The sequence below is a fragment of the Streptomyces sp. NPDC020875 genome (assembly GCF_040641415.1).
Lineage (GTDB): Bacteria > Actinomycetota > Actinomycetes > Streptomycetales > Streptomycetaceae > Streptomyces.
The window spans coordinates 73,966-100,532 of sequence record NZ_JBFADP010000020.1 but is presented as its reverse complement, the minus strand read 5'-3'; the positions used below and the strand labels follow the sequence as shown (position 1 = coordinate 100,532).

The 26,567-nt window shown below is 71.8% G+C and carries 26 protein-coding genes and 3 tRNA genes; 11 read left to right on the top strand and 18 right to left on the bottom strand.

The window, feature by feature from the left end:
* Positions 1-109: 109 nt before the first annotated feature.
* From rpmG to AB0G74_RS14125, 3 genes are all read right to left on the bottom strand, one after another.
* Positions 110-274 carry a 50S ribosomal protein L33 gene (rpmG, locus tag AB0G74_RS14135; protein ID WP_006347275.1) on the bottom strand — a complete coding sequence of 55 codons (165 nt, stop codon included), beginning with the start codon at positions 272-274 and terminating at the stop codon, positions 110-112.
* Positions 275-372: 98 nt separating this feature from the next.
* A tRNA-Met gene (locus tag AB0G74_RS14130) sits at positions 373-445 on the bottom strand.
* A 51-nt stretch (positions 446-496) separates the two neighbouring features.
* Positions 497-569, bottom strand: a tRNA-Thr gene (locus AB0G74_RS14125).
* 465 nt (positions 570-1,034) lie between these two features.
* Here AB0G74_RS14125 and AB0G74_RS14120 point away from each other — a divergent pair.
* From AB0G74_RS14120 to AB0G74_RS14110, 3 genes are all read left to right on the top strand, one after another.
* The gene (locus AB0G74_RS14120) at positions 1,035-2,255 is read left to right on the top strand and encodes a hydrolase (protein ID WP_361144978.1); all 1,221 of its coding nucleotides are present in this window, start codon (positions 1,035-1,037) and stop codon (positions 2,253-2,255) included.
* Between the two features lie 229 nt (positions 2,256-2,484).
* Complete coding sequence (locus AB0G74_RS14115) at positions 2,485-3,141, top strand: SDR family oxidoreductase (protein WP_361144976.1); 657 nt, start codon at positions 2,485-2,487, stop codon at positions 3,139-3,141.
* An 85-nt stretch (positions 3,142-3,226) separates the two neighbouring features.
* Entirely contained in the window at positions 3,227-3,811 is a 585-nt protein-coding gene (locus AB0G74_RS14110) for a GyrI-like domain-containing protein (RefSeq protein WP_361144974.1), read from the top strand.
* Positions 3,812-3,891: 80 nt separating this feature from the next.
* Here AB0G74_RS14110 and AB0G74_RS14105 read toward each other — a convergent pair.
* A tRNA-Tyr gene (locus AB0G74_RS14105) sits at positions 3,892-3,973 on the bottom strand.
* Positions 3,974-4,185: 212 nt separating this feature from the next.
* Here AB0G74_RS14105 and AB0G74_RS14100 point away from each other — a divergent pair.
* The 3 genes from AB0G74_RS14100 to AB0G74_RS14090 all read left to right on the top strand — a co-directional run bounded on the left by AB0G74_RS14100 (position 4,186) and on the right by AB0G74_RS14090 (position 6,198).
* Positions 4,186-4,674: a YajQ family cyclic di-GMP-binding protein gene (locus AB0G74_RS14100; protein WP_361144972.1), complete on the top strand. Its 489-nt coding sequence runs from the start codon at positions 4,186-4,188 to the stop codon at positions 4,672-4,674.
* A 205-nt stretch (positions 4,675-4,879) separates the two neighbouring features.
* Complete coding sequence (locus AB0G74_RS14095; protein ID WP_361144969.1) at positions 4,880-5,446, top strand: methylated-DNA--[protein]-cysteine S-methyltransferase; 567 nt, start codon at positions 4,880-4,882, stop codon at positions 5,444-5,446.
* Entirely contained in the window at positions 5,443-6,198 is a 756-nt protein-coding gene (locus AB0G74_RS14090; RefSeq protein WP_361144966.1) for an alpha-ketoglutarate-dependent dioxygenase AlkB, read from the top strand. Before AB0G74_RS14095 ends, AB0G74_RS14090 begins: the two co-directional genes overlap by 4 nt.
* A gap of 41 nt (positions 6,199-6,239) precedes the next feature.
* Here the strand turns inward: AB0G74_RS14090 and AB0G74_RS14085 are convergent, their stop codons facing one another.
* The 13 genes from AB0G74_RS14085 to AB0G74_RS14025 all read right to left on the bottom strand — a co-directional run bounded on the left by AB0G74_RS14085 (position 6,240) and on the right by AB0G74_RS14025 (position 18,578).
* Positions 6,240-6,509: a GlsB/YeaQ/YmgE family stress response membrane protein gene (locus AB0G74_RS14085; RefSeq protein WP_361144964.1), complete on the bottom strand. Its 270-nt coding sequence runs from the start codon at positions 6,507-6,509 to the stop codon at positions 6,240-6,242.
* A 275-nt stretch (positions 6,510-6,784) separates the two neighbouring features.
* Positions 6,785-7,177, bottom strand: a complete 393-nt coding sequence (locus tag AB0G74_RS14080) for a YccF domain-containing protein (RefSeq protein ID WP_361144961.1) — start codon at positions 7,175-7,177, stop codon at positions 6,785-6,787.
* Positions 7,174-8,031 carry a zinc metalloprotease HtpX gene (gene htpX, locus AB0G74_RS14075; protein WP_361144958.1) on the bottom strand — a complete coding sequence of 286 codons (858 nt, stop codon included), beginning with the start codon at positions 8,029-8,031 and terminating at the stop codon, positions 7,174-7,176. Before htpX ends, AB0G74_RS14080 begins: the two co-directional genes overlap by 4 nt.
* Positions 8,032-8,194: 163 nt before the next feature.
* The gene (locus tag AB0G74_RS14070) at positions 8,195-9,802 is read right to left on the bottom strand and encodes an NADH-quinone oxidoreductase subunit N (RefSeq protein WP_361144955.1); all 1,608 of its coding nucleotides are present in this window, start codon (positions 9,800-9,802) and stop codon (positions 8,195-8,197) included.
* On the bottom strand, positions 9,799-11,382 hold the full coding sequence (locus AB0G74_RS14065) for an NADH-quinone oxidoreductase subunit M (protein WP_361144953.1): 1,584 nt from the start codon (positions 11,380-11,382) through the stop codon (positions 9,799-9,801). Before AB0G74_RS14065 ends, AB0G74_RS14070 begins: the two co-directional genes overlap by 4 nt.
* A gap of 3 nt (positions 11,383-11,385) precedes the next feature.
* Complete coding sequence (locus AB0G74_RS14060; protein ID WP_361144950.1) at positions 11,386-13,398, bottom strand: NADH-quinone oxidoreductase subunit L; 2,013 nt, start codon at positions 13,396-13,398, stop codon at positions 11,386-11,388.
* Complete coding sequence (gene nuoK / locus AB0G74_RS14055; protein ID WP_361144947.1) at positions 13,395-13,796, bottom strand: NADH-quinone oxidoreductase subunit NuoK; 402 nt, start codon at positions 13,794-13,796, stop codon at positions 13,395-13,397. Before nuoK ends, AB0G74_RS14060 begins: the two co-directional genes overlap by 4 nt.
* A complete protein-coding gene (locus tag AB0G74_RS14050; protein ID WP_358824391.1) occupies positions 13,796-14,392 on the bottom strand; it encodes an NADH-quinone oxidoreductase subunit J in 597 nt (198 codons plus the stop codon). Before AB0G74_RS14050 ends, nuoK begins: the two co-directional genes overlap by 1 nt.
* A complete protein-coding gene (locus AB0G74_RS14045; RefSeq protein ID WP_361144944.1) occupies positions 14,389-15,087 on the bottom strand; it encodes a 4Fe-4S binding protein in 699 nt (232 codons plus the stop codon). The genes AB0G74_RS14050 and AB0G74_RS14045 overlap by 4 nt, the downstream gene beginning before the upstream one ends.
* 2 nt (positions 15,088-15,089) lie before the next feature.
* The gene (locus AB0G74_RS14040; protein WP_361144941.1) at positions 15,090-16,055 is read right to left on the bottom strand and encodes a complex I subunit 1 family protein; all 966 of its coding nucleotides are present in this window, start codon (positions 16,053-16,055) and stop codon (positions 15,090-15,092) included.
* Positions 16,052-17,467, bottom strand: coding sequence for an NADH-quinone oxidoreductase subunit C (locus AB0G74_RS14035; RefSeq protein WP_361144938.1), 1,416 nt, complete (start codon positions 17,465-17,467; stop codon positions 16,052-16,054). Before AB0G74_RS14035 ends, AB0G74_RS14040 begins: the two co-directional genes overlap by 4 nt.
* The gene (locus tag AB0G74_RS14030; protein WP_361144935.1) at positions 17,464-18,177 is read right to left on the bottom strand and encodes an NADH-quinone oxidoreductase subunit B family protein; all 714 of its coding nucleotides are present in this window, start codon (positions 18,175-18,177) and stop codon (positions 17,464-17,466) included. The genes AB0G74_RS14035 and AB0G74_RS14030 overlap by 4 nt, the downstream gene beginning before the upstream one ends.
* A complete protein-coding gene (locus AB0G74_RS14025) occupies positions 18,168-18,578 on the bottom strand; it encodes an NADH-quinone oxidoreductase subunit A (protein WP_358824386.1) in 411 nt (136 codons plus the stop codon). Before AB0G74_RS14025 ends, AB0G74_RS14030 begins: the two co-directional genes overlap by 10 nt.
* Positions 18,579-18,779: 201 nt before the next feature.
* On the opposite strand from AB0G74_RS14025, the gene AB0G74_RS14020 reads away from it, so the two are divergent.
* The 5 genes from AB0G74_RS14020 to AB0G74_RS14000 all read left to right on the top strand — a co-directional run bounded on the left by AB0G74_RS14020 (position 18,780) and on the right by AB0G74_RS14000 (position 26,299).
* Positions 18,780-20,072 (top strand): sensor domain-containing protein, encoded by a 1,293-nt coding sequence (locus tag AB0G74_RS14020; RefSeq protein ID WP_361144932.1) that lies wholly within the window; start codon positions 18,780-18,782, stop codon positions 20,070-20,072.
* A 474-nt stretch (positions 20,073-20,546) separates the two neighbouring features.
* Positions 20,547-21,878 (top strand): sensor domain-containing protein, encoded by a 1,332-nt coding sequence (locus tag AB0G74_RS14015; protein WP_361144930.1) that lies wholly within the window; start codon positions 20,547-20,549, stop codon positions 21,876-21,878.
* Between the two features lie 419 nt (positions 21,879-22,297).
* Positions 22,298-22,957, top strand: a complete 660-nt coding sequence (locus tag AB0G74_RS14010) for a response regulator transcription factor (RefSeq protein WP_361145038.1) — start codon at positions 22,298-22,300, stop codon at positions 22,955-22,957.
* A gap of 260 nt (positions 22,958-23,217) precedes the next feature.
* Positions 23,218-25,218 carry a 2-oxoacid:acceptor oxidoreductase subunit alpha gene (locus tag AB0G74_RS14005; protein WP_361144927.1) on the top strand — a complete coding sequence of 667 codons (2,001 nt, stop codon included), beginning with the start codon at positions 23,218-23,220 and terminating at the stop codon, positions 25,216-25,218.
* Positions 25,211-26,299 carry a 2-oxoacid:ferredoxin oxidoreductase subunit beta gene (locus AB0G74_RS14000; protein ID WP_361144924.1) on the top strand — a complete coding sequence of 363 codons (1,089 nt, stop codon included), beginning with the start codon at positions 25,211-25,213 and terminating at the stop codon, positions 26,297-26,299. Before AB0G74_RS14005 ends, AB0G74_RS14000 begins: the two co-directional genes overlap by 8 nt.
* Here AB0G74_RS14000 and AB0G74_RS13995 read toward each other — a convergent pair whose 3' ends face one another.
* Positions 26,300-26,521 carry a hypothetical protein gene (locus AB0G74_RS13995; RefSeq protein ID WP_361144921.1) on the bottom strand — a complete coding sequence of 74 codons (222 nt, stop codon included), beginning with the start codon at positions 26,519-26,521 and terminating at the stop codon, positions 26,300-26,302. It lies immediately after the preceding gene.
* Positions 26,522-26,567: the final 46 nt, after the last annotated feature.

Here is a 26,567-nt window from a genome sequence, read left to right as displayed (position 1 = left end):
CTCCTGGAAACGATCTCCGCGTCGAATGACCGGGATCGTACGGTGATCACGGCGATCAAACGACACGAGGCCGCCCCCGGAAGGGGACGGCCTCGTGTACGAGCCTGATTCAGCGCGTTTCGCGGTGCGCGGTGTGCGCCTTGCAGCGCGGGCAGTGCTTCTTCATCTCCAGTCGGTCCGGGTTGTTACGCCGGTTCTTCTTGGTGATGTAGTTCCGCTCCTTGCACTCCACGCAGGCCAGCGTGATCTTCGGGCGGACGTCGGTGGCAGCCACGTGAGTGCTCCTAAGACGGACGGATGGACTTACTTAAATTACGAACGCATGAAAGGGTAGCCGATCGAAGGACCGACCCCACAATCGGCTACCGTGTGTAGCGGTGACCGGACTTGAACCGGTGACACAGCGATTATGAGCCGCTTGCTCTACCGACTGAGCTACACCGCTATGATCTCGGATTCCCCCCGCCCGGGTGAGACGGGGGTTCTCCGACATCAGAGCCCCAATACGGAATCGAACCGTAGACCTTCTCCTTACCATGGAGACGCTCTACCGACTGAGCTATTGGGGCGAGCGAGGAAGACATTACACGGTCGGTCGCCGTTAGCCCAAATCCGTTTCGTCGTACCCGTCCCGAACGTGCCCCACACCTCGTCCGAGCCATCCGGCCGGTGGCGCGGAAGCCCGGATCCGGCCGCGCGCCCGGGGTCCGCGGGCCCGCTCGCACCGGCCGCCGCACCCCGGCGCGGGCGCCGTCCCGAGGCCGGAGGAGACCGTTCCGTACGGCCCCGGAAGCCCCTCGGGCGCCACGCGGGGAGCGCGGTGCCGGGCCGGGCCCCCGCGCCTCGTACGCCACACGTGGCGCCACCGGTACGACTATTCCGCTCCTCCGCGAAGCAGGCCCCCGGCGCCCCTAGGCTCGACCCGTGCCGCGTGATCTTCCCCGCTCGTGCCCGCACCCGCACGGCTCACGCGGTCGGCCCGGTCCGCAGGAGATCCCCGGGGGCCCGACCCACCCGCGAAGCACAGGAGCGCCATGCCCGACCGCCAGCCGCGGCCTCCCGACGGCGCGACCGCCGACTCCTCCGCCCTGCTGCTGTGCGGCGCCCGGCTGACGGACGGCCGCACGGTCGACGTTCGGCTCGGCGGCGGCCGGATCGAGGCCGTCGGGACGGCGGGCAGCCTCGCGCCCCACTGCTCCCGGGTCGACCTCGGCGGCTATCTGCTGCTCCCCGCGCCCGCCGAGCCGCACGGCCACGGCGACACGGCCCTGACCGCCGACACGGTGGGGCCCGTCTCGTACGACTCCGACGACGTCCAGCGGCGCGCCACCGAGGCCGCACTGCTCCAGCTCGGCCACGGCGCGACGGCGCTGCGATCGCACGTCAGGATCGGGGACGTCCAGGGCCTGGGGCCGCTGGAGGCGGTCCTCCAGGCCCGCCGCTCGCTGCGCGGACTGACCGATCTGACGGCGGTGGCCGTGCCCCGGCTGCTGACCGGACTCGCGGGCGCCGACGGACTCGCGATGCTGCGGGACGCGGTGAAGATGGGCGCGGCGGTGGTGGGCGGCTGCCCGGACGCCGACCCCGACCCGGCCGGATACACCGAGGCCCTGCTGGAGGTCGCCGCCGAGCACGGCTGCCCGGTCGATCTGCACACCCACGCCGACGAACCGGCCCGGCTCGCCCGGCTGGCGGCGATGGCCGCCGGGGTACGGCCCGGGGTCTCCATCGGCCCCTGCGCGGGGCTCGCCCGGCTGCCCCACTCCGTCGCCGCCCGCGCCGCCGACCGGATCGCGGCGGCCGGGATCACCGTCGTCTGTCTGCCGCAGGGCGGCTGCGGGGTGATGGAGCAGCGGGGCGCCGCGCCCGTACGGCTGCTCAGGGCCGCCGGGGTGCGGGTGGCGGCGGGCAGCGGGGCGCTGCGGGACGTCTCCAACCCGGTCGGCCGGGGCGATCCGCTGGAGGCCGCCTATCTGCTGGCCTCCCGGGACGGGCTGCGCGCCGAGGACGCGTACGCGGCGGTCGCGGCGGCGGCCCGGGAGGCGATGGGCCTGCCCGAGGTCCGGGTGGAGGCGGGGTTCCCGGCCGAGTTGCTGGCGGTGCGCGGCGAGCGGATCTCCGGCGCGCTGTCGCTCGCGTACAGCCGGATCGTGATCCACCGGGGCCGGGTGGTGGCCCGGACCAGCGCCGTCCGCGAGTACTGCGACTCGGCGGTCGCGGTCGCCCTGGAACTCCCCCGCCAGGGCCGCCCCTGACCCGGGACGGGCGCGGCTCCGGTACCAGTACCGGTAACGGTCGTACGGCTCCGGTCCCGGTCGTACGGCATCCGTAGCGGGTACGGCTCCGGTCCCGCGCGGCCCCGGCCCGGCGCGGTTCCGGCCCGGCGCGGCTTCGCGGCGGGCCGACGGCGACCTGGCCGAAAGCGGGTGGGCCGGGGGCGGTGCGGCCGGGCGGGTGGGGCGGTTCGGGCGTACGGTCGGGGACATGCGCATTGTGATCGCTGGAGGACACGGTCAGATCGCCCTGCGGCTGGAGCGGCTGCTCTCGGCGGGCGGGCACCGGGCGGTGGGCGTGATCCGCTCCCCCGGCCAGGCGTACGCCCTGCGGGACGCCGGTGCCGAACCGGTCGTACTGGACCTGGAGTCGGCCGGGCCGGACGAGGTCGCCGAGGTGCTGAGGGGCGCCGACGCGGCCGTGTTCGCGGCGGGCGCCGGACCCGGCAGCGGGATCCCCCGCAAGGACACGGTCGACCGGGGGGCCGCCGTGCTCTTCGCGGACGCGGCCGAACGCGCGGGCGTCCGCCGGTTCGTGGTGATCTCCTCCATGGGCGCCGACGCCGGACACCCGGGCGACGGCCAGTTCGACGTCTACCTGCGGGCCAAGGGGGCCGCGGACGACGACGTACGGGCCCGGTCCGGCCTCGACTGGACGATCCTGCGGCCGGGCGCGCTCACCGACGACCCCGGGACCGGGCTCGTCCGGCTGGCCGCCTCGACCGGCCGGTCCCGGGTGACCAGGGACGACGTGGCCGCGGTCCTCGTGGAACTGCTGGAGACCCCGGCCACCGCCGGGCTGACCCTGGAGCTGATCGGCGGCTCGGTCCCGGTCAAGGTCGCCGTGGCCGACATCGCCGGGAACTGACCGGCCGGGAACCGCCCGGTCTCCGGCGCCGCGGTCTCCGGCGCCCCGGGCGATGAGTACGCGACCCCGTGGAGGTCCACCCGTCATGAACACTCAGCACCCCGAGCAGCCCGAGCCCGGCTCCGGCTCCGGCTCCGGCTCCGGCTCCGGGGCGGGTATTCCGCCGCTCGCGCCCGTCGTCGCCGACCGTCCCGAGCAGCCGTACGTCTCCTTCCGCGCCTCGGTCCGGATGGACCACTTCGCCGTCATCGCCGACCGGCTCGGCGAACTGATCGGCTGGGCGCTGGCCCGGGGCGGCGAGTTCGCCGGCGCCCCGTTCTTCCGCTTCCGTACGGTCGACCTGACGGGCGAGTCCGATGTCGAGGCCGGGATCCCGCTGGTGGAGCCGCTGACCCCCGACGGCGACGTACGGGCGGGCACCCTCCCGGCCGGCCGCTATGTCACCGTCGTCCACACCGGCCACCCCGACCGGCTCTTCGACACGATCACCGAACTGCGGGTCTGGGCCGACCGTGAGGGCCTGGCCTGGGACATGACCCCGCTGGAGGGCGGCGCGGAGCGCTGGGGCTGCCGGCTGGAGTCGTATCTGACGGATCCGAGGGTCGAGCCCGATATGGAGAAATGGGAGATCGAGCTGGCCTTCCGCCTGACGGACCCCCCGCCCGCCTGACCCCGCCCGCCCCACTCGTCCCCGGAAATGCGAAGACCCCCACCCTCTGCTGAATCGCAGAGGACGGGGGTCCATTCGCGTGGCGGCGCCAGGATTCGAACCTGGGTAGGCTAAGCCGACGGATTTACAGTCCGCTCCCATTGGCCACTCGGGCACACCGCCATGGGAATCGCCGTGAACCTCTGGACGAGGGTCGTCGAACACCGCTTGTCGTGCGGTACTCCGTGGCGACGTCGTAAACGATACCCGATGGACAGGGGTGCTCCACCACCGGATTGATCAGCGCCCGAGGGGGTCGCGGGTGACTAGGCTTGTCCGGGTGGTCCGGGCGCCGGGCCGCGTGATCCGCATCTCGATACAAGGAGCCACAGGACATGGCCGACTCCAGTTTCGACATCGTCTCGAAGGTCGAGCGGCAGGAGGTCGACAACGCCCTCAACCAGGCCGCGAAGGAGATCTCCCAGCGCTACGACTTCAAGAACGTCGGGGCGTCCATCGCCTGGTCCGGCGAGAAGATCCTGATGCAGGCGAACTCGGAGGAGCGGGTCTCCGCGATCCTCGATGTGTTCCAGTCGAAGCTGATCAAGCGGGGCATCTCGCTCAAGGCGCTGGACGCGGGTGAGCCGCAGCTCTCCGGCAAGGAGTACAAGATCTTCGCGTCGATCGAGGAGGGCATCTCCCAGGAGAACGCGAAGAAGGTCGCGAAGATCATCCGCGATGAGGGTCCCAAGGGCGTGAAGGCCCAGGTCCAGGGCGACGAGCTGCGGGTCAGCTCGAAGAGCCGGGACGACCTCCAGTCCGTGATCGCCCTGCTGAAGGACCAGGACCTCGACTTCGCGCTCCAGTTCGTGAACTACCGCTGAACCGTTTCCGACGGCCCGGCCGGGCCTTCCCGCCGCCGCCCGGACGGCTGCCCCCCGGGATGCCGGACGGGTGGTCGCCGGGCGGGCCCGGGGCGGGTTCGCACCGGGCCGACGTGATGTCCGTTTCCCGCCAGCACGGCGGGGCCGGGCGGCGCAGACTCGGGGTGTGCGGCAGTTGGACCCGCCCCGAGGAGAGGAACGAGCCATGACCCCCGTCCCGGCGACCACCGTCGAGGTATCCCCCGTCGTCTCACCGGCCGGATCCCGTGTCCGGACCTGGGCGACCGTCGGCAGTCCGCTGGGGGACGTCCTGCTCGTCGGTACGCCGTCCACCGCGGCGTCCGGGGGCACGGCCCTGGTATCGCTCTCCCTCGCCGGACAGAAGGGCGCCTCGACCGTACGGGACGGCTGGCGTCACGACCCGGCCGCCTTCACCCGGATCGCGGCCCAGCTGACCGCGTACTTCGACGGCTGGCTGACCGGGTTCACCATCGAGTACGCCGACGAGGGCACCGACTTCCAGCGCCGGGTCTGGCGGGCCCTGGACGCCGTTCCGTACGGCACGACCACCACCTACGGCGAGATCGCCCGGCGGATCGGGTCCTCGGGTGCCGCCGTACGGGCGGTGGGCACCGCGATCGGACGCAATCCGCTGCTGGTGGTCCGGCCGTGTCACCGGGTCATCGGGGCGGACGGCGGGCTCCGCGGCTACGCGGCGGGGCTGGAACGCAAGGAACACCTCCTGGCTCTCGAGGGCGCGCTGCCGTCATGACGGCCCGCGACGGGGCGCTCTTTCCCCGCGAGACCTCGGTGATCGCGCCCGGGGCCGTTCATGTGCCCGGCTGGCTGTCGCCGGAGCGGCAGCGGGAACTGGTGGCCGCCTGCCGGGAGTGGGGGCGCGGGCCCGTTCCCTTCCGGCACACCCGGCTGCCGGGCGGTGGGGTGATGTCGGTCCGTACGGTCTGTCTCGGCTGGCACTGGCAGCCCTATCGCTACAGCCGTACGGCCGATGATGTGAACGGCGCGCGGGTGGCCGGTCTCCCCGGCTGGCTGGTGGAGTTGGGCCGGTCGGCGCTGGTGGCCGCTTACGGACGCGGCGGCCCCGGGGCTGCTGGCGGCCCGGCCGGGGACCTCGGCGCCGGGTCCGGCTGCGGGTACACCCCCGATACCGCGTTGATCAATTTCTATGACGACACGGCCCGGATGGGGATGCACCAGGACAAGGAGGAGCGGTCGGGCGCTCCGGTGGTCTCCCTGAGCATCGGCGACAGTTGTCTCTTCCGCCTCGGCAACTCCGTCTCGCGCGGCCGTCCCCATACGGATGTGGAGCTGGTCTCCGGGGACCTCCTGGTCTTCGGCGGGCCCGCGCGTTTCGCCTATCACGGGGTGCCGAAGGTGTACCCGGGGACGGCGGACCCCGAATGCGGGCTGCTGCGGGGGCGGTTGAACATCACCCTGCGCGAGACGGGTCTGCGGGACGGGGAGCCGCCCGAGGGCCGCCCGCCGGGCCCGCCGCCGAACTGACCGCGCGGGGCCGGGCGGCGGGGCGGCACCGTCAGGTCAGGTCAGCGTGAGCGGGAGTTGCCGAAGAGCAGGCGGTAGCCGATCAGCAGCACCAGGGAGCCGCCTATCGCGGCTATCCAGGTCGGTCCGTCGAAGAACTGCTTGCTGATGGAGCGGTCGAAGAACTCGGCCGAGATCCAGCCGCCGAGGGACGCGCCGACGACTCCGAGGAGGGTGGTGATGATCAGACCGCCCGGGTCTCGGCCGGGAAGCAGCAGCTTGGCTATGGCTCCGGCGAGCAGCCCGAGGACGATCCAGCCGAGAACGCTCATGCTGTGGACTTCCTTTCGTCCGTAGATCGCGACGACGCGCTGGGGTAGCGGTCTCTCACAGGCGAAGACGCCGGGTGTCCGACCGGTAGTTGCGAGCGGTCGGTGCGGTGGGACGCGTCTGTTACACCCTGGTCAACGTGTCCGTGTCGGGCTTCTATCCCCGAACCGGAGGAATACACCCGTTCGAGTGACGAAGATCGGTACGAGCGGGGATCGGCGCCCGCCGGACCCGGGCCGGGAAGCGGTGGGAGCGGGGCAGCGGGGCGGAGCCGGGCTCAGCGGGCGGCGAAGGGCTGGTCGGTGGGGACGATCTCCTTGCCCAGCGGCATCAGGGAGACCGGGATCAGCTTGAAGTTCGCCAGGCCGAGCGGGATGCCGATGATGGTGAGGCAGAGGACGACACCGGTGACGATGTGTCCGAGCGCCAGCCACCAGCCCGCGAGGATCAGCCAGAGGACATTGCCGATACAGGACGGCGCGCCCGCGTCGGAGCGGTCCACGACGGTCTGGCCGAAGGGCCAGAGGGCGTAGACACCGATCCGGAAGGCGGCGATACCGAACGGGATTCCGATGATCGTGATGCAGAGCAGGACACCCGCGAACAGGTAGCCCAGGAACATCCAGAAGCCGCACAGTATGAGCCAGATGATGTTCAGGACGGTCTTCATCGCTGTCTACCTGCCATCTCTTCGAGTCGGGCGATACGCTCCGCCATCGGCGGATGCGTGGAGAAGAGCTTGGCTCCCTTACCCGGCCGGAAGGGGTTGGCGATCATCATATGGCTCGCGGTCTCCAGCCGGGGCTCCGGAGGAAGCGGAAGCTGCTTCGTACCGGCGTCCAGTTTGCGCAGGGCGCTGGCGAGGGCCAAGGGGTCGCCGGTGAGCTGGGCGCCCGAGGCGTCGGCCTCGTACTCCCGGGACCGGCTGACGGCGAGCTGGATGATGGCGGCGGCGACCGGGCCCAGGATCATGATCAGCAGCATGCCGAGCAGGCCGGGGCCGTCGTCGTCGGAGCGGCCGACCGGGATCAGCCAGGCGAAGTTGACCAGGAACATCACCACGGAGGCGAGGGCTCCGGCGACGGACGAGATCAGGATGTCGCGGTTGTAGACATGGCTCAGCTCATGGCCGATGACTCCGCGCAGCTCTCGTTCGTCGAGGATCTGGAGGATGCCCTCGGTACAGCACACGGCCGCGTTGCGCGGGTTGCGGCCGGTCGCGAAGGCGTTGGGCGCCTGGGTCGGGGAGATGTAGAGCCGGGGCATCGGCTGGCGGGCGGCCGTGGACAGCTCGCGGACCATGCGGTAGAGCGCCGGGGCCTCGAATTCGCTCACGGGGCGGGCCCGCATCGCGCGTAGAGCCAGCTTGTCGCTGTTCCAGTACGCGTACGCGTTCGTACCGAGCGCCACGACGAGCGCGACGATCAGCCCCGTACGGCCGAAGAAGCTGCCGATGACGAGGATGAGTGCGGACAGTCCCCCGAGGAGTACGGCGGTCTTCAGCCCGTTGTGCCGGCGGTGCACGCTACGCCCTCCTGGTGGTGCGGCGGGGAACCCCTCTGCTGGTGGGTGCTCCACTTTCCAGTGGACCCTTCTGTACTGGTCAACGCCAGGCGAAGGGGGCGAGTTCCCCGGCGCTCCGGGCGCGCGGGAGGTCCGAACGGGTGAGCGACCGCCGGTGGTCCGGTCAGAACAGCTGGGTGGCGGCGAAGCGGAGTACCAGCTGGGGGTAGCCGGACAGGAGGACACCGGCGGCGGCGGTGAGGGCGATGGCGACGGCGTAGGGGGCGGGTACGGCCGTCGGCGGGGCGGCGGCGGCCGGGCCGGATACGGGTACGGGGGCGCCGGTCGTCGCGGGCGGGTCCGCCGGGGCGGCGGGGGCCGTCGTGGGGACGGGCGCCGGGGCGCCTTCGGGGGCGGCGAAGAGGAGGGCGGTCCAGCGCAGGTAGTAGAAGAGCCCGATGGCGACGTTCACGGCCATGACGACGGCCAGCCAGCCGAGCCCGGCGTCGACGGCCGAGGAGAAGACCGTCACCTTGGCGAAGAGGCCGATGATCCCCGGGGGCAGTCCGGCCAGGCAGAGCAGGAAGAAGCCGAGGGCGAGGGCGGTGAGGGGGCTGGTGGCGTAGAGGCCCCGGTAGTCGGCGAGGCGGTTGAGCCGGTGGACCCGGGCGACCACGGCGACCACGGCGAAGGCGCCGAGGTTCACCACCGCGTACATCAGGGCGTAGGCGACGGTGGCGCCGATCTGGTCGTCGCTGCTGTATCCGGCGGCGGCGATCGGGACCAGGAGGAATCCGGCCTGGGCGACGGAGGACCAGGCCAGCAGGCGTACGGCGCCGAGGGCGCGGTCGGCCCGCTGGCGTACGGCCGCCACATTGCCCGCGGTCATGGTGACGGCGGCCAGTACGGCGATCGCCGGGCCCCAGACACCGGCGTGGCGCGGGAAGGCGATCACGGTGACGAGGACGAGTCCGGAGAAGCCGACGGCCTTGCCGACGACGGACAGATAGGCGGCGACGGGCAGCGGGGCGCCGACATAGGTGTCGGGGACCCAGAAGTGGAACGGCACGGCGGCGGTCTTGAAGGCGAAGCCGACGAGGGTGAGGGCGACTCCGGTCCGCAGCAGGGTGTCGAGTTCGCCGGGGACGTCCGCGCCGGCGATCCGGCTGAGGTGGAGGCTGCCGGTGGCGGCGTAGACGAAGCTGACGCCGAGCAGGGTGACGGCGGTCGCGGTGACCGAGGTCAGGAAGAACTTCAGCGCCGCCTCACTGGAGCGGCGGTCGCCCCGGCGGAGGCCGACGAGGGCGAAGGCGGGCAGGGACGCCACTTCGAGGGCGACGACGATGGTCGCCAGATCGCGGGAGGCGGGCAGCAGGGCGGCCCCGGCGGCGGAGGACAGCAGCAGGAACCAGAACTCCCCGGCGGGGAGCCTGCGGCGGGTCTCGCGCAGGGACAGCAGGGCTGTCAGGAGGGCGCCGCCGAGGACCAGGAGCTGGATCGCGATGGTGAAGCGGTCGGCGACGTAGCTGCAGGTCGTGGGGTCCGTGTTGAGGCAGAAGGTGCGGTGGCCGCCGTCGCGCAGGGGGATCAGGGACGCGAGGGCGGCGAGCAGTCCGGCGACGGCGCCGAGGCCGAGGAGGCCCTTGCGGTGTTCGGGGACGAAGAGGTCGGCGACGAGGATCAGCAGACCGGTGACGGCCGCGATCACGGGGGGCGCGATGGTGACCCAGTCGACGTTCTGGACCAGGGAGGCGACCTGGCCGTCGGCGGCGATGGCGGTGGCGAGGGTCATGACGAGCCTCCCGAGAGGAGCTTCTGTACGGCCGGGTCGGTGAGGCCGAGGAGGATCGCGGGCCACAGCCCGGCGAGGACGGTGAGGGCGACGAGCGGGGTCCACGCGGCCAGCTCGTACCCCCGGACGTCGGGGACGGTCCGGATGCCTTCGGCGGCGGCCGGGGGGACGCCCATGCAGACCCGGCGTACGACGATCAGCAGATAGGCGGCGGTGAGGAGGGTGCCGATGCCGCCGATGACCATGAAGACGAGGAAGGCGGGGCGGTTGAGTCCGTCCGCCGGGTCGAAGGCGCCGAACAGGGCGAGCATCTCGCCCCAGAACCCGGCGAGGCCGGGGAGTCCGAGGGAGGCCACGGCGGCGAAGGCGAGGAGGGCGCCGAGGCGGGGGGCACGGCCGTAGAGGGCGGCTCCGGTGGCCCCGGCGAGGGTGTCGAGGTCGGCGGTGCCGTACCGGTCCTTCACTGCGCCGACCAGGAAGAACAGCAGGCCGGTGATGAGTCCGTGGGCGATGTTGGCGAAGAGGGCGCCGTTGACTCCGGTCGGGGTCATGGTGGCGATGCCGAGCAGGACGAAGCCCATGTGGCCGACGGAGGAGTACGCGATCAGCCGCTTCAGGTCGCCGGACGCGCCCTCGCGGGCGAGGGCGAGGCAGGCGAGGGATCCGTAGACGATGCCGACGGCGGCGAAGGCGGCGAGATAGGGCGCGAAGGTCCGCATGCCGTCCGGCGCGGCCGGGAGGACGATCCGGACGAAGCCGTACGTTCCCATCTTCAGCAGGACTCCGGCGAGGAGGACGGAGCCGATGGTGGGGGCGGCGGTGTGGGCGGCGGGCAGCCAGCTGTGCAGCGGCCACATCGGGGTCTTCACGGCGAAGCCGATACCGATCGCCAGAACGGCGATGACCTGCGTCGTCGTGGTGAGGCCCCGGCCGTTGTCAGTGGCGAGTGCCACCATGTCGAACGTGCCCGCCTTCAGGCCGATCAGCAGGAAGCCGAGGAGCATGACGACGGAGCCGAGCAGGGTGTAGAGGATGAACTTCCAGGCGGCGGCCCGTCGTTCCGCGCCGCCCCAGCGGGCGATGAGGAAGTACATGGGGACGAGCACGGTCTCGAAGGCGAGGAAGAACAGCAGCAGATCGAGGACGGCGAAGGTGGCGAGCGTCCCGGTCTCAAGCAGCAGTACCAGCGCCACGAACGCCTTCGGGGAGGGTCCCGCGGGCGGCTTGAAGTAGGCGTGGAGGGCGCAGAGGAAGGTCAGCAGCGCCGTGAGGACCAGAAGGGGGAGGGAGATGCCGTCGACACCGAGGTGGATACGGACGCCGAGGGCGGGGATCCAGCTGATGTCCGTGGTGGCCTGCATCCTCGACGGCTGGTCGTGGTCGAAGCCGATGGCGAGGACGACGGTCGCGGCGAGGACGGCCCCGGTGATGGTGACGCCGTGGCGGAGTACGGCCTGTTCGGGGCTGCGGCCGCGTAGTCCGGGCGGTGCGGGCAGTACGGCCGCGGCGGCCCCGGCGAGCGGGGCGACGACGATGAACGCGAGAAGGGCCTGCATCACGGACTCGCTGATATCGATCACGGCTCACGACCCCGCGTTGACGGTGGACAGGACGACGGCGGCGATCACCAGGACGGCGGTGCCCGCCAGCAGCCAGCCGGCGTAGGTCTGCACATTGCCGGTCTGGGCGCGGCGGACGAGGCGGCCGAGGCCGTTGACGCCGAGGGCGGCGCCCCGGACGTAGGTCTCGACCACCTCGCGGTCCAGGAAGCCGACCAGCCGGGCGGCGGCCATGACCGGGCGGATGAGGAGGGCCCGGGCGGCGGCGTCGAGGTGGAAGCCGGACGCGGCGTGGCGGTGGAGGGGTCCGAGCAGGGTCCGGCCGGGGTCCGCGGGGTCGGGCGCCGAGGCGATCGAGCCGTACGCCGGGGTGTGGGCCGCGATGGCCTCGGCCTCGACGGTGGACGGCGGCGCGTCGGGGTGCGCGGCGTGGGCGGCGGCGGTGGCCGCTTCGGGGAGGGCGGCGGCGCGCGGGGCGCGGGAGCGCCAGGCGGCGTAGGTGAGCAGCCCGCCGATCACGGCGACTCCGGTGCCGAGGACGGCGGTGGTCGTGGTGGGGGCGAGGTCGTGGCCGTCGAACCAGCCGTCGAAGTAGCCGTAGGTGGTGCCGAAGCCGAGGGAGGGGATCGCCAGCAGCCAGAGGACGGAGGTCATGGCGAGGGGTTCGCGGCCGTGGTCGGGGGCTTCGGTGCCGTGGCCGCGGAAGGCGAGCAGCCAGAGCCGGGTCGCGTAGGCGGCGGTGAGGAGGGCGGTGACGAGTCCGGCGATCAGTACGGTCCAGCCCGCGGCGCCGGGGGCGGCCCCGGATTCGCCGATGGCGGTGTGTTCGGCGGCGACGAGGACGGCTTCCTTGGAGAAGAAGCCCGCGAAGGGGGGTACGGCGGCGAGGGCGAGCAGGGCGATGGTCATCGTCCAGTAGGCGTCGGGGATCCGGCGGGCCAGTCCGCTCATCCGGGACATGGCGGCCAGGGAGTTGGTTCCGGCGGCGTGGATGACGACTCCGGCGGCGAGGAACAGCAGCGCCTTGAAGGCGCCGTGGGAGATGAGGTGGAAGACGGCGGCGCCGCGGTCGCCGACGGCGAGGGCGCCCGCCATGTAGCCGAGCTGGCCGATGGTCGAGTAGGCGAGGACGCGTTTGATGTCGTCCTGGGCGAGGGCGGCGAGGGCGGAGCCGGTCATGGTGATCGCGGCCATGACAGCGAGGACCACGAGGGCCGCCGCGGAGGCGGTGAAGACGGGGAGGAGCCGGGCGATGAAGTAGATACCGGCGGCGACCATGGTCGCGGCGTGGATGAGCGCGGAGACGGGCGTCGGGCCCGCCATCGCGTCGGGCAGCCAGATGTGCAGCGGGAACTGCGCGGACTTGCCCGCGACGCCCGCGAGGAGCAGCAGGGCGATCAGGGTCGGGTGGTCGAGTCCGCCGGTGGCGACGGTGTCGAGGACGCCGGTGATCCGGAAGGTGCCCGCGTCGGTGGCGAGGGCGAAGAGGCCGATCAGGAAGGGGACGTCGCCGAGTTTGGTGACCAGGAACGCCTTGAGGGACGCGGCCCGGGCTTCGGGGGTCTCCCAGTAGTGGCCGACGAGGAAGTACGAGCAGATGCCCATGATCTCCCAGCCGACCAGCAGTACCATCAGGTCGCCGGAGTAGACGACGAGCAGCATCGCGGAGGTGAAGAGGGAGACGAGAGCGGCATAGGAGGGGTAGCGGGGGTCTTCGCGCAGATAGGCGGTGGAGTAGATCTGCACACAGGTCGCCACGACTCCGACGAGGGCCGCGACGAGGACGGCGAAGCCGTCGAGGTAGAGCGCGAGGTCGATCGGGACGGAGCCGGTGGGGGTGAGCCGGGTGGCCGCCTGGACGGGTTCGCCGCCGCCCTGGCGGACGGCGACGACGACCGCGAGGACGGCGGCGGTCAGGGTCGGCAGTACGGCCAGGGGGCGGACGAAGCCGGGGGCGGTCCGGCCGAGCAGCAGTCCGGCGACGGCGCCGAGGAAGGGCAGGAGGGGGACGAGAACGGCGAGGGTGGTGGTGGTCACGCGGTGGCCTCGGCCTTCTGCGTCGCCGGGGCTGTGGTGCCGGGTCCGGCCTCGGCGCCGGTCAGGTCGGGGGCGTCCGGCCGGCCGTCGGGGGGTTCGGCGGTGTCGCGGAGCCGGTCGATGTCGGAGGTGCCGCGGTTGCGGTAGACCATCAGCACGATCGCCAGGCCGATGCCGATCTCGGCGGCGGCGATGGCGATGGTGAAGAGGGTGAGGGCCTGGCCGGAGTGGAGGGCGTCGCGGAGCCAGACGTCGAAGGCGACCAGGTTGAGGTTGACGGCGTTGAGCATCAGCTCGACGGACATCAGGACGAGGATCGCGTTGCGGCGGGCGAGGACACCGTAGACGCCGATACAGAAGAGGAGGACGGAGAGCACGGCGGGGTAGGCGAGGTGCATCAGTTCTTCCCCTCGGGTGCCGGTCCGGTGGCGGGCGGGTCGGCCGGGTCGCCTTCGGCGCGCCTGCGGGAGAGGACGATGGAGCCGACGAGGGCGGCGAGCAGCAGGACGGAGAGCGCCTCGAAGGGCAGTACCCAGTGCCGGAAGAGGGCTTCGCCGGTGATGGAGGTGGTGCCCTGGGCGGGTCCGTCGAGGTCGATCCAGGTGGTGCGGAAGGCGTCCACGACGACCCAGACCAGGGCGACGGCGGCGGTACCGGCGACGGCGAGCGCCACCGGCCGGTTGCCGGAGTCGGCGTCCGGGGACGGCCCGATGGGGGCCTTGGTGAGCATCAGTCCGAAGAGGAGGAGGACGACGACGGAGCCGACGTAGATGAGGACCTGGACCCAGGCGACGAACTCGGCGGTCAGCAGCAGGTACTCGACGGCGAGCCCGCCGAGGGCGACGACCAGCCACAGGGCTGCGTGGACCAGGTGCTTGGTGGTGACGGTCATCACGGCGGCGCCGAGGGTGACCAGTCCGACGAGGAGGAAGACGATCTCGACGCCGGTGGGTGAGAGGAAGCCCTGGGGCGCGGTGGCGGCGTACGGGATCATGCCGGGCCTCCTTCGCCGGGCCCGGCCGGTTTCCCGGGCGGGGTGTCCGTGCCGCCGGGGCCGTCCGGGGCTTCGGGGCCCTTGGCACCACTGGGGGTTTCGGGGCCCTTGGGGCCGCCGGGGGTTTCGGGGGCGGCCGGGGTGTCGGGGGTCGGCGGGGCTTCGGCGGCCCGGGTGGCGGCCAGTTTCTCGGCGGCCTTGCGGGCGGCGGCGATCTCCTTGGGTTCCTCGGCCGCGGGGTCGAGGGCGGGCGGCGCGGGGACCGTCCACATCCACTCGCGGAGCTTGTCGCGCTCATGGGTGAGTTCGCGGATGTCGGTCTCCGCGTACTCGAACTCCGGCGACCAGAACAGCGCGTCGAAGGGGCAGACCTCGATACAGATCCCGCAGTACATGCAGAGGGAGAAGTCGATGGCGAAGCGGTCGAGGACGTTTCGGCTGCGTTCCCGGCCGCCGGGGGCGGCGGCCGGGATCGTCTCCTTGTGGGAGTCGATGTAGATGCACCAGTCGGGGCATTCCCGGGCGCAGAGCATGCAGACGGTGCAGTTCTCCTCGAACAGGCCGATCACCCCGCGGGTGCGGGGCGGGAGTTCGGGCTGGACCTCGGGGTACTGCGCGGTGACGGTCTTCCGCGTCATGGTGCGCAGGGTCAGGGCGAGGCCCTTGGCCAGACCCGAGCCGGGGATCGGGGGCACGGTCAGATCACCACCTTCACGATGCCCGTGAGGGCGATCTGGGCGAGGGCGAGGGGGACGAGGACGGTCCAGGCCAGCTTCTGGAGCTGGTCCTCCCGCATCCGCGGGTAGGAGACGCGGAGCCAGATCACGACGAACGCCAGGACGGCGGTCTTCAGCAGGGTCCAGACCCAGCCGAGGCCGTCGGCGCCGAGGGGGCCGTGCCAGCCGCCGAGGAAGAGGACGGTGGTCAGCCCGCAGAGCACCACGATCCCGGCGTACTCGGCGAGCAGGAAGAGGGCGAACCGCAGTCCGGTGTACTCGGTGTACGCGCCGAAGATGATCTCCGAGTCGGCGACCGGCATGTCGAAGGGCGGGCGTTGCAGCTCGGCGAGTCCGGCGACGAAGAAGACCAGGGCGCCGGTGATCTGCCAGGGCAGCCACCACCACTCGAAGGCGTCGAGGATGCCGACGAGGGAGACGGTCCCGGCGGCCATCGCCACGGACGCGGCGGCGAGCAGCATCGGCAGCTCGTACGCCAGCAGCTGGGCGGCCGTGCGCAGGCCGCCGAGGAGGGAGAACTTGTTGGCAGAGGCCCAGCCCGCCATCAGCGAGCCGAGCACCCCGACGCCCATCACGGCGAGGACGAAGAAGATGCCCGCGTCGACGACCTGTCCGACGGCGCCCTCGCCGGGGCCGATCGGGATGGCGAGCAGTACGAGGAGGTACGGCAGCAGGGCGACGGCGGGCGCGAGCTGGAAGACCCTGCGGTCGGCGCCCGCCGGGACGATGTCCTCCTTCTGCGCGAACTTCACCCCGTCCGCGACGAGCTGGGCCCAGCCGTGGAAGCCACCGGCGTACATGGGTCCGAGCCGGCCCTGCATATGCGCCATGACCTTGTGCTCGGTCTGCCCGATGATCAAGGGGAAGGCCAGGAACACGGCGAAGACGATCAGGAGCCGGACGGCGACGTCCAGAGCGTCGTTCACGCGGGCTCGCCTCCGGTGTTCTCGGCCGTTCCGTCGCCCTGGTCGGACGGGGAACGGCGCTGGTCGGGGTTGGGGGACGCGGGGGGTGCGGAGGGCGTGGCGGGTTTCCCGGACTCGGCCGGTCCTTCGGCGGCCCGATCGCCGTCGCCTCCGGCCTCGGACGCGGGCTCCGGCTCGGGCTCCGGCTCCGGCTCCGGCTCCGGCTCCGGCTCCGGCTCGGCAGCCGTACCGGACGCGGAGTCGGAGCCGCGCCCGGAATCGGGTTCCGGCGCGGGCGTGGAGGCGGGGTCCGCCGGGTCGAAGGCGGGGCGCGCGTGGTGCCACGGCGCGTCCGGGCTGCGGGCAGGCGATGCCGGGGGGCCGCCCGGCCGCTGGGAGCCGGGGCCCTGCCCCTTAGGGGATCCTTCGGCGGTTCCGCCGGTTCCGGCGGTGGCGTCGGGTTCCGGCCCGGACTGACTCGCGGACCCGTCGGCGGCCGAGCGGTTACGGCGCGACGCGCCCGTACCCGTACCGGCCCCGGACGACTGGCTCGCCGAACCGTCGGCGGCGCTGCGGCTACGGCGCGGCACGGACGGTCCGGCGCCCTCGCCGGGGCCCGTCGCCGGGGCCTGGCTCGCCGAGCCGTCGGCCGAGCTGCGGGTACGGCGCGGCGGGCGGGCCGGGGCCTCGGGGGCGGAAGCGGCGCCGGGCGCGGCGGCCTGGCTCGCGGAGCCCTCGCCGGCGGTCCGGGTACGCCGGGCGGGCCGTTCCCCGGCCGCGGCACCGGCTCCGGCCGCCGCCGCGCGGGGCGTACGGGCCGGGCGGGCGGGCGCGGGGGGCAGCTGGCCCTTGAGGGGGCCCCACTCGTTGGGGTCGGGTACGCCCGGAGGCAGCATCTGGCGCCGCTTGGGTCCGCCGTGTCCGGCCCCGGACTCCCCCGGCTCCTTCGCGCCGGGCCATGCCTTGGCGACCCGGGCCGCGAGGACGAAGTCCTTCCGCAGCGGATACCCCTCGAACCCTTCGGGCAGCAGCAGCGGGGCGAGGTGCGGATGGTCGGTGAAGGAGACGCCGAACATCTCGTACGTCTCGCGTTCGTGCCATTCGGCGCCCGCGTACACGCCGACGGCCGTCGGCAGGGCGGGCGCCTCGTGGGGGACGGTCGTCCGCAGCAGTAGCCGCAGGACCCGGCCGCCGGGCCCGTCCGGGACGGCCGCCACATGGGCGCAGACCCGGAAGCCGGTACCGGGTTCGTCGACGGCGCTCAGCCAGTCGAAGTAGGTGCAGCCCAGGGTGTCGCGGGCGGTTTCGAGGGCGGCGAGCCAGCGGTCGGCGGGGACGTCGACCGTGAGCAGGTCGTACGCGGACTCGGCGGTGGCGTCGGGGCCGAAGAGTTCGGTGACGGCGTCGGGCAGCCGGTCGTACGCGGCGGTCACGAGGCGTCCTCTCCCGGGCCCGTACCGGATCCGGCGGGCGCGGCGGGCGGGGTGACCAGTCCGCTGGTCAGCTGGGCCGTCGTGGGGCGGCCGGGACCGGTTCCGGAGCCGTAGCGCTCGGCCAGCGACTCGCGGGCGATCTTCTCCTGGAGCTTGAGGATGCCCTGGAGCAGCGCCTCGGGGCGGGGCGGGCAGCCGGGTACGTAGACGTCGACGGGGATGATCTGGTCGACGCCCTTGGTGACCGAGTACGAGTCCCAGTACGGGCCGCCGCAGTTGGAGCAGGCACCGAAGGAGATCACGTACTTGGGCTCGGGCATCTGCTCGTAGAGCCGCTTCACGGCCGGGGCCATCTTGTCCGTGACGGTCCCCGAGACGATCATCAGATCGGCCTGGCGGGGGCCGGGGGCGAAGGGGATCACGCCGAGCCGGATGAAGTCGTGCCGGGACATGGACGCGGCGATGAACTCGATCGCGCAGCAGGCGAGCCCGAAGTTGAAGACCCAGAGGCTGTAGCGGCGGCCCCAGTTGAGTACGACCTTCATCGGCTCCGGCGCGAGCCGGGAGAGGACTCCGAGCCGTTTGGGTTCCGGGAGGAGCACCGGCGTACCGGAGCCAGGTGTTCCGAATTCCGGCGTTCCGGGGTCCGGCGGACCGGAGTCCGACGTTCCGGAGTCCGACGTTCCGGAGGGGGACGGGGTCACGTCCATGTCAGGACGCCCTTCTTCCACGCGTACAGCAGGCCCACGGCCAGGAAGCCGAGGAAGATGAACATCTCCACGAGGGTCGTCGCCCCGTACCCGGGAGCGGCGAAGACCGTGGCCCAGGGGAAGAGGAAGATCGAGTCGACCGCGAAGATCACGTACAGAAACGCATAGACGTAGTAGCGGACCTGGGTGTGCGCCCAGCCCTCGCCGACGGGGTCGACCCCGCATTCGTAGGTGAGCAGCTTCTCCGGGGTCGGCACGACGGGCCGCAGCAGCCGTCCGGCGCCGAAGGCGACGGCCACGAAGATCACACCGATCAGCGCGAGCAGTCCGACGACCGAATAGCTGGCGAAATAGTCGTCGGCGCGTTCCGCCGCGAGCCCGGCCACGGTGGGTTCCGGCACGTCAGCCCCTCGCTCCCTGACCTCGTCCGATGGGGGAACTCTCGGGATCCGAGCCGGATCCGAGTTCTGTACGCACGGGAGTCTAGGCCCTGCTAAATGGAGCGTAAGCAGTCGCGTCGGGCAGAGGTGGGGTTATCCCCACCGGTGCCCGGCCCCGTACCCCCATGGCGTGGCCCGGCCCGGCCGGGCAGGCTGGCGGGTATGACTGCCGGCCATCTCGCATCCGATACCGCCCAGGGCCCCGAGGGGATTCGCTCCGGCGGTGCCACGTTCCGTCCCGGCGCGGCCGGTCCGCCCGCCGCCCGACCGGGTCCGGGCGGGGACGGCGCCCCGCTGCCGTCGCCGGGGTTCGCCTTCGGGGCCCGTACGTGGCAGGAGGTCGCGCATCTGCTGCTGAATATGCCGCTGGCGATCCTCCATTTTGTTTACGTGGCGTTCATGATCGCCGTCGGCGCGGCGCTTTCGGTGACGGTGATCGGGCTGCCGCTGCTGGCGCTCGGGTTGCAGGGCGCGCGCGGGATCGGCCGGTCGGAACGGGCGCGGGCCCGTCGTCTGCTGGGGGTACGGATCGACGAGCCGAGCCCGCTGCGGGGCGCGACCCGGGGGCGGGGGCTCGTCACCTGGATCCGGACGACGCTGCGGGATCCGGTGGCCTGGCGGGCGGTGCTGTACTGCGCGGTCCGGCTGCCGTGGGGTGTGGCGTCGTTCGCGGTGACGGTCGCCGGGGTGGCCGCGGTCTGGCCCGTACTGGGCTTTCTGGTCCGGGGGCTGTCCAACGCGGACCGGGTGATGGTGCGCGGGCTGCTGTCGCCGTCGGACGAGCTGGAGCGGCGGATCGCCGAGCTGGAGTCGGACCGGGGGGTCGTGGTGGACACGGCCGCGGCGGATCTGCGCCGGATCGAACGCGATCTCCATGACGGCGCCCAGGCCCGGCTGGTGGCGCTCGCCATGGGGCTCGGGCTGGCGAAGGAGAAGCTGTTGGAGGACCCGGACGCGGCGGCCGCGATGGTCGACGAGGCGCACGGCGAGGTGAAGCTGGCGCTTCAGGAGCTGCGGGATCTGGCGCGCGGGATCCATCCTGCGGTGCTGACGGACCGCGGCCTGGACGCGGCGCTCTCGTCGGTGGCGTCCCGCTGCACGGTCCCGGTGTCGGTTTCGGTGGAGTTGGCGGAGCGCCCGGCGGAGGCGATCGAGGGGATCGCCTACTTCACGGTGTCGGAGCTGCTGCAGAACGTCAGCAAGCACTCCCGGGCCCGGTCGGCGGCGGTGGACGTGTGGCGGGTGGAGAGTCGGCTGATGATCCAGGTCACGGATGACGGGCAGGGCGGTGCCCGGCTGGAAGGCGGGACGGGGATGGCGGGTCTGGCGGAGCGGCTGGGCGCGGTGGACGGGCTGTTCGTCCTGGATTCGCCGGTGGGCGGGCCGACGATGGTCACGGTGGAGATCCCCTGGCGCGACCGGCATACGCCGCAGGTCAGGCCGGGCCGCAAGTAGGCGGGAGCCGGGGGACGTGCGGTGCCCGTCGCGGGGGCGGGGCGTAGAAGGTGAGCCGTAAGGGCCTGGCCGGGACAACCCCGCAACACCTCTCAAGCCGCGTGCCCCGGGGCGCCTCGTCTTGCCGTCGCGCCGGAGGGCGGGGGCCGTAGGGACGCGCCCCATACGACCCCCACTTCTCAAGCCCCGTGCCCCGGGGCGCCTCGCTTTGCCGTCGCGCCGGAGAGGCGAGTGAGCCGAAGGGGCGCGCGGATTTCAGCAGGGAGAACGCGCGGAGATCGCGAGGTATGAGCGATCGAGCACGATCGACCGATGGAAACCGCTGAAGCGCCCCGGAGGCGAACCGAGCCACAAATAAAGAGGGTGGGGTTAACCCCCCTTCGAACAGGCCCATGAACACCATGGCCGCCTCTGCCCGCTTCCCCGCATGCTGGTCTCATGACTGGAACCCGACTCGTAGAACGGACAGTGCCCATGGCCACGGACCACCGACCCGGGCGTTACGACGAGCGCGCGGACCGGCGGCGGATTGTGCCGGGGGCTCTGCGCGCGCCGTTCGAGGGGCGTACGTGGCGCGAGTTCTGGTATTTGATGCTGAGCTTGCCGATCAGCATTGTTTTCTTCACTTTCGCGGTGACGGCGCTCTCGCTGAGTGCCGGGTTGCTGATCACTTTTGTGGGTGTGCCGATCCTGGCGGCGAGCCTGGCGGCGGGCCGGGGGTTCGGGGCGTTGGAGCGGACTCGGGCGCGGCTGTTGCTGGGCCACCATGTGGATGCTCCGGAGCCGTTGCGGCCTCGGTCGGGCGGGATGATGGCGTGGATCGGGGCGGTGCTGAAGAGCGGCACGTCGTGGCGGCATCTGCTGTATGCGCTGCTGCATTTCCCGTGGGCTGTGACGGCTTTCACGGCGGCGCTGACGTTGTGGTCGGTGGGCTGGTCGATGCTGGCGTATCCGCTGTGGATGTGGACGTTGCCGGAGTACGGCGATCAGCCGGGGATTCAGCTGTACGGCGACGGGGAGGGTACGGCGGTCTTTCTGGACACTCCGTTCGAGGTCGCTCTGACGTCGGCGGGCGGGCTGGCGCTGGTACTGGTGACGGCTCAGTTGATCAGGGGCTTCGCCTATGTGGACCGGGTGATGGTGGGCGGGCTGCTGGGGCCGTCGCGGCTGGCGGAGCGGGTGGTGGAGCTGGAGTCGGACCGGGGGGTCGTGGTGGATACGGCGGCGGCTGATCTGCGCCGGATCGAGCGGGATCTCCATGACGGTGCGCAGGCCCGGCTGGTGGCGCTGGCGATGGATCTGGGGCTGGCGAAGGAGAAGCTGCTGGAGGACCCGGACGCGGCGGCGTCGATGGTGGACGAGGCGCACGGCGAGGTGAAGCTGGCGCTTCAGGAGCTGCGGGATCTGGCTCGGGGGATCCATCCGGCGGTGTTGACGGACCGTGGTCTGGACGCGGCGCTCTCGTCGGTGGCGTCGCGGTGCACGGTTCCGGTGTCGGTGGATGTGGATCTGGTGGCGCGGCCCGCTCCGGCGATCGAGGGGATCGCCTACTTCACGGTGTCGGAGTTGCTGCAGAACGTCAGCAAGCATTCGGGGGCCCGTAAGGCGAGTGTCGAGGTGTGGCGGTCGGAGAACCGGCTGATGATCCAGGTGTTGGACGACGGGCGGGGCGGGGCGGATGTGACCGCGGGCAGTGGTCTGGCGGGGCTGGCGGAGCGGCTGGACTCGGTGGACGGGATTCTGGCGGTGGACTCGCCGGTGGGCGGTCCGACGACGGTGACCGCGGAGCTGCCCTGGCGCGGCTGAGGCGGGGGTACGGCGGCGGGCGCCGGGGACGGGCTGTTCCCCCGGCGCCCGCGGCCGTATGTGCGGTACGGGTCACCGGCCCCCGGGCACGGGCCACCGGCTGCCGGCCACCAGGCCATCTGGTCACCGGTCACCGGTCACCATCGAGCCACCACCGAGCCACCAGCGGGCCACCAGCGGGCCGCAGGGTGCCTGATCACCGGGTGCCCGACCGGCTTCGTCTTGGCGTTCGCGGGCTCCTCGTACCCCTATTCCGGCGGGCTTCCGGTGGCCGTTTCCCCCCTATCGCGGTGCGTTGTCCACAGGCTCCCCACGCCCGATCCGAATACTGGGATGCTGGGGAGCGGAAGAAGTCGTGTGAAGCGGCGGGCCGGTACGGATCGACATGGGGGAACGGGGCAGTGGTGGTAGACGGCAGGGTGCGGGTGGTCATCGCCGAGGATTCGGTGCTGCTGCGGGAGGGCCTGACGAGGCTGCTGACGGACCGCGGGCACGAGGTGGTCGCGGGCGTCGGTGACGGTGACGCCCTGGTGAAGAAGGTGGGCGAGCTGGCGGCGGCGGGCGCGCTGCCGGATGTGGTGGTGGCGGATGTCCGGATGCCGCCGACGCATACGGACGAGGGAGTCCGGGCGGCGGTGCGGCTGCGCCGGGATCATCCGGGGATAGGGGTCCTGGTCCTCTCGCAGTACGTGGAGGAGCGGTACGCGACGGAGCTGCTGGCGGGCAGCAGCCGCGGTGTGGGCTATCTGCTGAAGGACCGGGTCGCCGAGGTCCGCGAGTTCGTGGACGCGGTGGTCCGGGTGGCCACGGGCGGTACGGCGCTGGACCCCGAGGTGGTGGCCCAGCTGCTGGGCCGGAGCCGTAAGCAGGACGTGCTGGCGAAGCTGACGCCCCGGGAGCGGGAGGTCCTCGGTCTGATGGCGGAGGGCCGGACGAACTCGGCGATCGCCAAGCAGCTGGTGGTGAGCGACGGGGCGGTCGAGAAGCATGTGAGCAACATCTTCCAGAAGCTCGGCCTGTCGCCCAGTGACGGGGATCACCGCAGGGTGCTGGCCGTGCTGACGTATCTCAACTCGTAGTGGCCTGATTCTTCGTCAGCGCCCGGGCCGGGTGGCGGGTCCTACTACCAAAGGACGAGCAGGGACGAGCGGGGAGTGTCCGCCCGGACAGAGCCCCGAGGTGGGGTGAAATATGACATACCACAACAAATTCTTGTCTCATTTCCCAGTCCAGCATATGAGCGGTACGGGGAAGGTGACCCTTACCGACGTAGGGTTGCACGTGGAACGGCCAGTGGGACGGCCGGCCCCAGCAGCCGCCTCAAGGGAGGTCCAGTTCAGTGACCAGCCAGGTCAGTAGCCCAGCCGAGCATGCCGACGAGGCTGACGGGGTCAGTGGGACCGGCGACGCCACCGAGGCGGTTGTCGGTGGACAGCGCGTTCCCGGCGCGGACGGCGACGAGCCGTCCCCGGCCGGAGAACCGCCCGTGAAGGAGGTTCGCAAGCTGGACCGGGTGATCATCCGGTTCGCGGGCGACTCCGGCGACGGTATGCAGCTCACCGGCGACCGCTTCACCTCCGAGACCGCGTCCTTCGGTAACGACCTCTCGACGCTGCCCAACTTCCCCGCCGAGATCCGCGCCCCCGCCGGGACCCTGCCCGGGGTCTCCAGCTTCCAGCTGCACTTCGCGGACCACGACATCCTGACGCCCGGTGACGCGCCCAATGTGCTCGTCGCGATGAACCCGGCCGCCCTGAAGGCGAATATCGGTGACGTGCCGCGCGGCGGCGAGATCATCGTCAATACGGACGAGTTCGCCAAGCGGGCCATGGCCAAGGTCGGCTATGACGTCTCACCGCTGGACGACGGCTCCCTCGACGCCTATCACGTCCACCCGGTGCCGCTGACGACGCTCACGATCGAGGCGCTGAAGGACTTCGGGCTCTCCCGCAAGGAGGCCGAGCGTTCCAAGAACATGTTCGCCCTCGGCCTGTTGAGCTGGATGTACCACCGGCCCACCGAGGGCACGGAAGCCTTCCTGCGGACCAAGTTCGCCAAGAAGCCGACCATCGCCGAGGCGAATATCGCCGCCTTCCGCGCGGGCTGGAACTTCGGCGAGACGACCGAGGACTTCGCCGTCTCGTACGAGGTGGCGCCCGCCACCAAGGCGTTCCCCACCGGGACGTACCGCAATATCTCCGGCAATCTGGCGCTGTCGCTCGGCCTGGTCGCCGCGGGCCGCCAGGCGGATCTGCCGCTCTACCTGGGCTCGTATCCGATCACCCCGGCCTCCGACATCCTGCACGAGCTGTCCAAGCACAAGAACTTCGGTGTGCGGACGTTCCAGGCGGAGGACGAGATCGCCGGAATCGGCGCGGCGCTCGGCGCCGCCTTCGGCGGGTCCCTCGCGGTCACCACCACCTCCGGCCCCGGTGTCGCCCTCAAGTCCGAGACGATCGGGCTCGCGGTCTCCCTGGAGCTGCCGCTGGTGATCGTGGACATCCAGCGCGGCGGCCCCTCCACCGGTCTGCCGACCAAGACCGAGCAGGCGGATCTGCTGCAGGCGATGTACGGCCGCAACGGCGAGGCGCCGGTGCCCGTGGTCGCCCCGCGCACCCCCGCGGACTGCTTCGACGCCGCCGTCGACGCCGCCCGGATCGCCCTGGCCTACCGCACCCCGGTCTTCCTGCTCTCCGACGGCTATCTGGCCAACGGCTCCGAGCCGTGGCGGGTCCCGGAGCCGGACGAGCTGCCCGATCTCCGGGTCCGCTTCGCCACCGGCCCCAACCACGAACTGGCCGACGGTACCGAGGTCTTCTGGCCCTACAAGCGGGACCCGGAGACGCTGGCCCGCCCCTGGGCCGTACCGGGCACCCCCGGTCTCGAACACCGCATCGGCGGTATCGAGAAGCAGGACGGTACGGGCAATATCTCCTACGACCCGGCCAACCACGACTTCATGGTCCGCACCCGCCAGGCCAAGGTGGACGGGATCGTCGTGCCCGACCTGGAGGTCGACGACCCGGACGGCGCGACGACCCTGGTCCTCGGCTGGGGCTCCACCTACGGCCCGATCACCGCGGCCGTCCGCCGGCTGCGGGCCGCGGGCGCCCCGATCGCCCAGGCCCATCTGCGCCATCTCAACCCCTTCCCGAAGAACCTCGGTGAGGTGCTCGGCCACTACCGCAAGGTCGTCGTGCCGGAGATGAACCTCGGCCAGCTCGCCACCCTGATCCGGGCGAAGTACCTGGTCGACGCGATCAGCTACAACCAGGTCAACGGCATGCCGTTCAAGGCCGAGCAGCTCGCCACGGCTCTCAAGGAGGCCATCGATGACTGAGACCGCCGCGCATCCCGCGACCACGGGCCCCGGGTCCGGTCTGCTCTCCCTGGTCCCCAAGGCCGAGGCCAAGCAGTCCATGAAGGACTTCAAGTCCGACCAGGAGGTCCGCTGGTGCCCGGGCTGCGGTGACTACGCCATCCTGGCGGCCGTCCAGGGCTTCATGCCCGAACTCGGCCTCGCCAAGGAGAACATCGTCTTCGTCTCCGGCATCGGCTGCTCCTCCCGCTTCCCGTACTACATGAACACCTACGGGATGCACTCGATCCACGGCCGGGCGCCGTCGATCGCGACCGGGCTCTCCACCTCCCGCCGCGACCTCAGCGTCTGGGTGGTCACCGGCGACGGAGACGCGCTCTCCATCGGCGGCAACCATCTGATCCACGCCCTGCGGCGGAACGTCAATCTGAAGATCCTGCTCTTCAACAACCGGATCTACGGTCTGACCAAGGGCCAGTACAGCCCCACCTCCGAGGTCGGCAAGATCACCAAGTCGACCCCGATGGGCTCGCTGGACGCCCCGTTCAACCCGGTGTCGCTGGCGCTGGGCGCGGAGGCCACCTTCGTGGCGCGTACGGTCGACTCCGACCGCAAGCACCTCACCTCGGTCCTGCGCGCCGCCGCGGACCACGAGGGCACCGCCCTGGTGGAGATCTACCAGAACTGCAATATCTTCAACGACGGCGCCTTCGAGGTCCTCAAGGACAAGCAGCAGGCGGAGGAGGCGGTGATCCGGCTGGAGCACGGTCAGCCGATCCGCTTCGGCGCCGAAGGCGCCAAGGGAGTCGTCCGGAACCCGGCGACGGGCGATCTCGAAGTCGTCGAGGTCACCCCGGAGAACGAGTCCCAGGTGCTGGTCCACGACGCCCACAGCACCTCGCCGACCACGGCCTTCGCGCTCTCCCGGCTGGCCGACGCGGACACCCTGCACCACACCCCGATCGGTGTGCTGCGCTCCGTCCGCCGCCCGGTGTACGACACGCTGATGGCGGACCAGCTGGACCGGGCCGTCGAGCAGTACGGCAAGGGCGATCTGTCGTCGCTGCTCCAGGGCAATGACACCTGGACGGTCGTGGGCTGATCATCGGGTGACAGCCGCCGGGGCGACCCGGCGGCCACCGCCCGAGCTGGTCGAAGCCGCCTCCACCACGCGTTCCGCGCGGTGGAGGCGGCTTCGTCGTACACGGTCGATCCGGCCGCGCCCCCGCCCCGCGACCTCCGCGCCCCCGCCCCGGCCGTCCCGCTCGTACATCCCCTCGCCCATCCCGTCCGTCCCGTCATGACCGTATTTCGGTACGGGCATGACAGCCCGGTCTCCGGGGGCGTACCGTCGTCGCGGTACGGGTACG

Coding starts and splice junctions, on each gene's coding strand:
- AB0G74_RS14090 (WP_361144966.1), top strand. CDS start 5,443: ATGACGGCCCGCGACGGGGCGCTCTTTCCCCGCGAGACCTCGGTGATC.
- AB0G74_RS14000 (WP_361144924.1), top strand. CDS start 25,211: ATGACTGAGACCGCCGCGCATCCCGCGACCACGGGCCCCGGGTCCGGT.
- AB0G74_RS14095 (WP_361144969.1), top strand. CDS start 4,880: ATGACCCCCGTCCCGGCGACCACCGTCGAGGTATCCCCCGTCGTCTCA.
- nuoK (WP_361144947.1), bottom strand. CDS start 13,796: ATGCACCTCGCCTACCCCGCCGTGCTCTCCGTCCTCCTCTTCTGTATC.
- AB0G74_RS14100 (WP_361144972.1), top strand. CDS start 4,186: ATGGCCGACTCCAGTTTCGACATCGTCTCGAAGGTCGAGCGGCAGGAG.
- AB0G74_RS14050 (WP_358824391.1), bottom strand. CDS start 14,392: ATGATCCCGTACGCCGCCACCGCGCCCCAGGGCTTCCTCTCACCCACC.
- AB0G74_RS14070 (WP_361144955.1), bottom strand. CDS start 9,802: ATGACCCTCGCCACCGCCATCGCCGCCGACGGCCAGGTCGCCTCCCTG.
- AB0G74_RS14085 (WP_361144964.1), bottom strand. CDS start 6,509: ATGAGCGTTCTCGGCTGGATCGTCCTCGGGCTGCTCGCCGGAGCCATA.
- AB0G74_RS14020 (WP_361144932.1), top strand. CDS start 18,780: ATGACTGCCGGCCATCTCGCATCCGATACCGCCCAGGGCCCCGAGGGG.
- AB0G74_RS14115 (WP_361144976.1), top strand. CDS start 2,485: ATGCGCATTGTGATCGCTGGAGGACACGGTCAGATCGCCCTGCGGCTG.
- AB0G74_RS14120 (WP_361144978.1), top strand. CDS start 1,035: ATGCCCGACCGCCAGCCGCGGCCTCCCGACGGCGCGACCGCCGACTCC.
- AB0G74_RS13995 (WP_361144921.1), bottom strand. CDS start 26,521: ATGCCCGTACCGAAATACGGTCATGACGGGACGGACGGGATGGGCGAG.
- AB0G74_RS14110 (WP_361144974.1), top strand. CDS start 3,227: ATGAACACTCAGCACCCCGAGCAGCCCGAGCCCGGCTCCGGCTCCGGC.
- AB0G74_RS14030 (WP_361144935.1), bottom strand. CDS start 18,177: ATGGACGTGACCCCGTCCCCCTCCGGAACGTCGGACTCCGGAACGTCG.
- AB0G74_RS14080 (WP_361144961.1), bottom strand. CDS start 7,177: ATGAAGACCGTCCTGAACATCATCTGGCTCATACTGTGCGGCTTCTGG.
- AB0G74_RS14015 (WP_361144930.1), top strand. CDS start 20,547: ATGGCCACGGACCACCGACCCGGGCGTTACGACGAGCGCGCGGACCGG.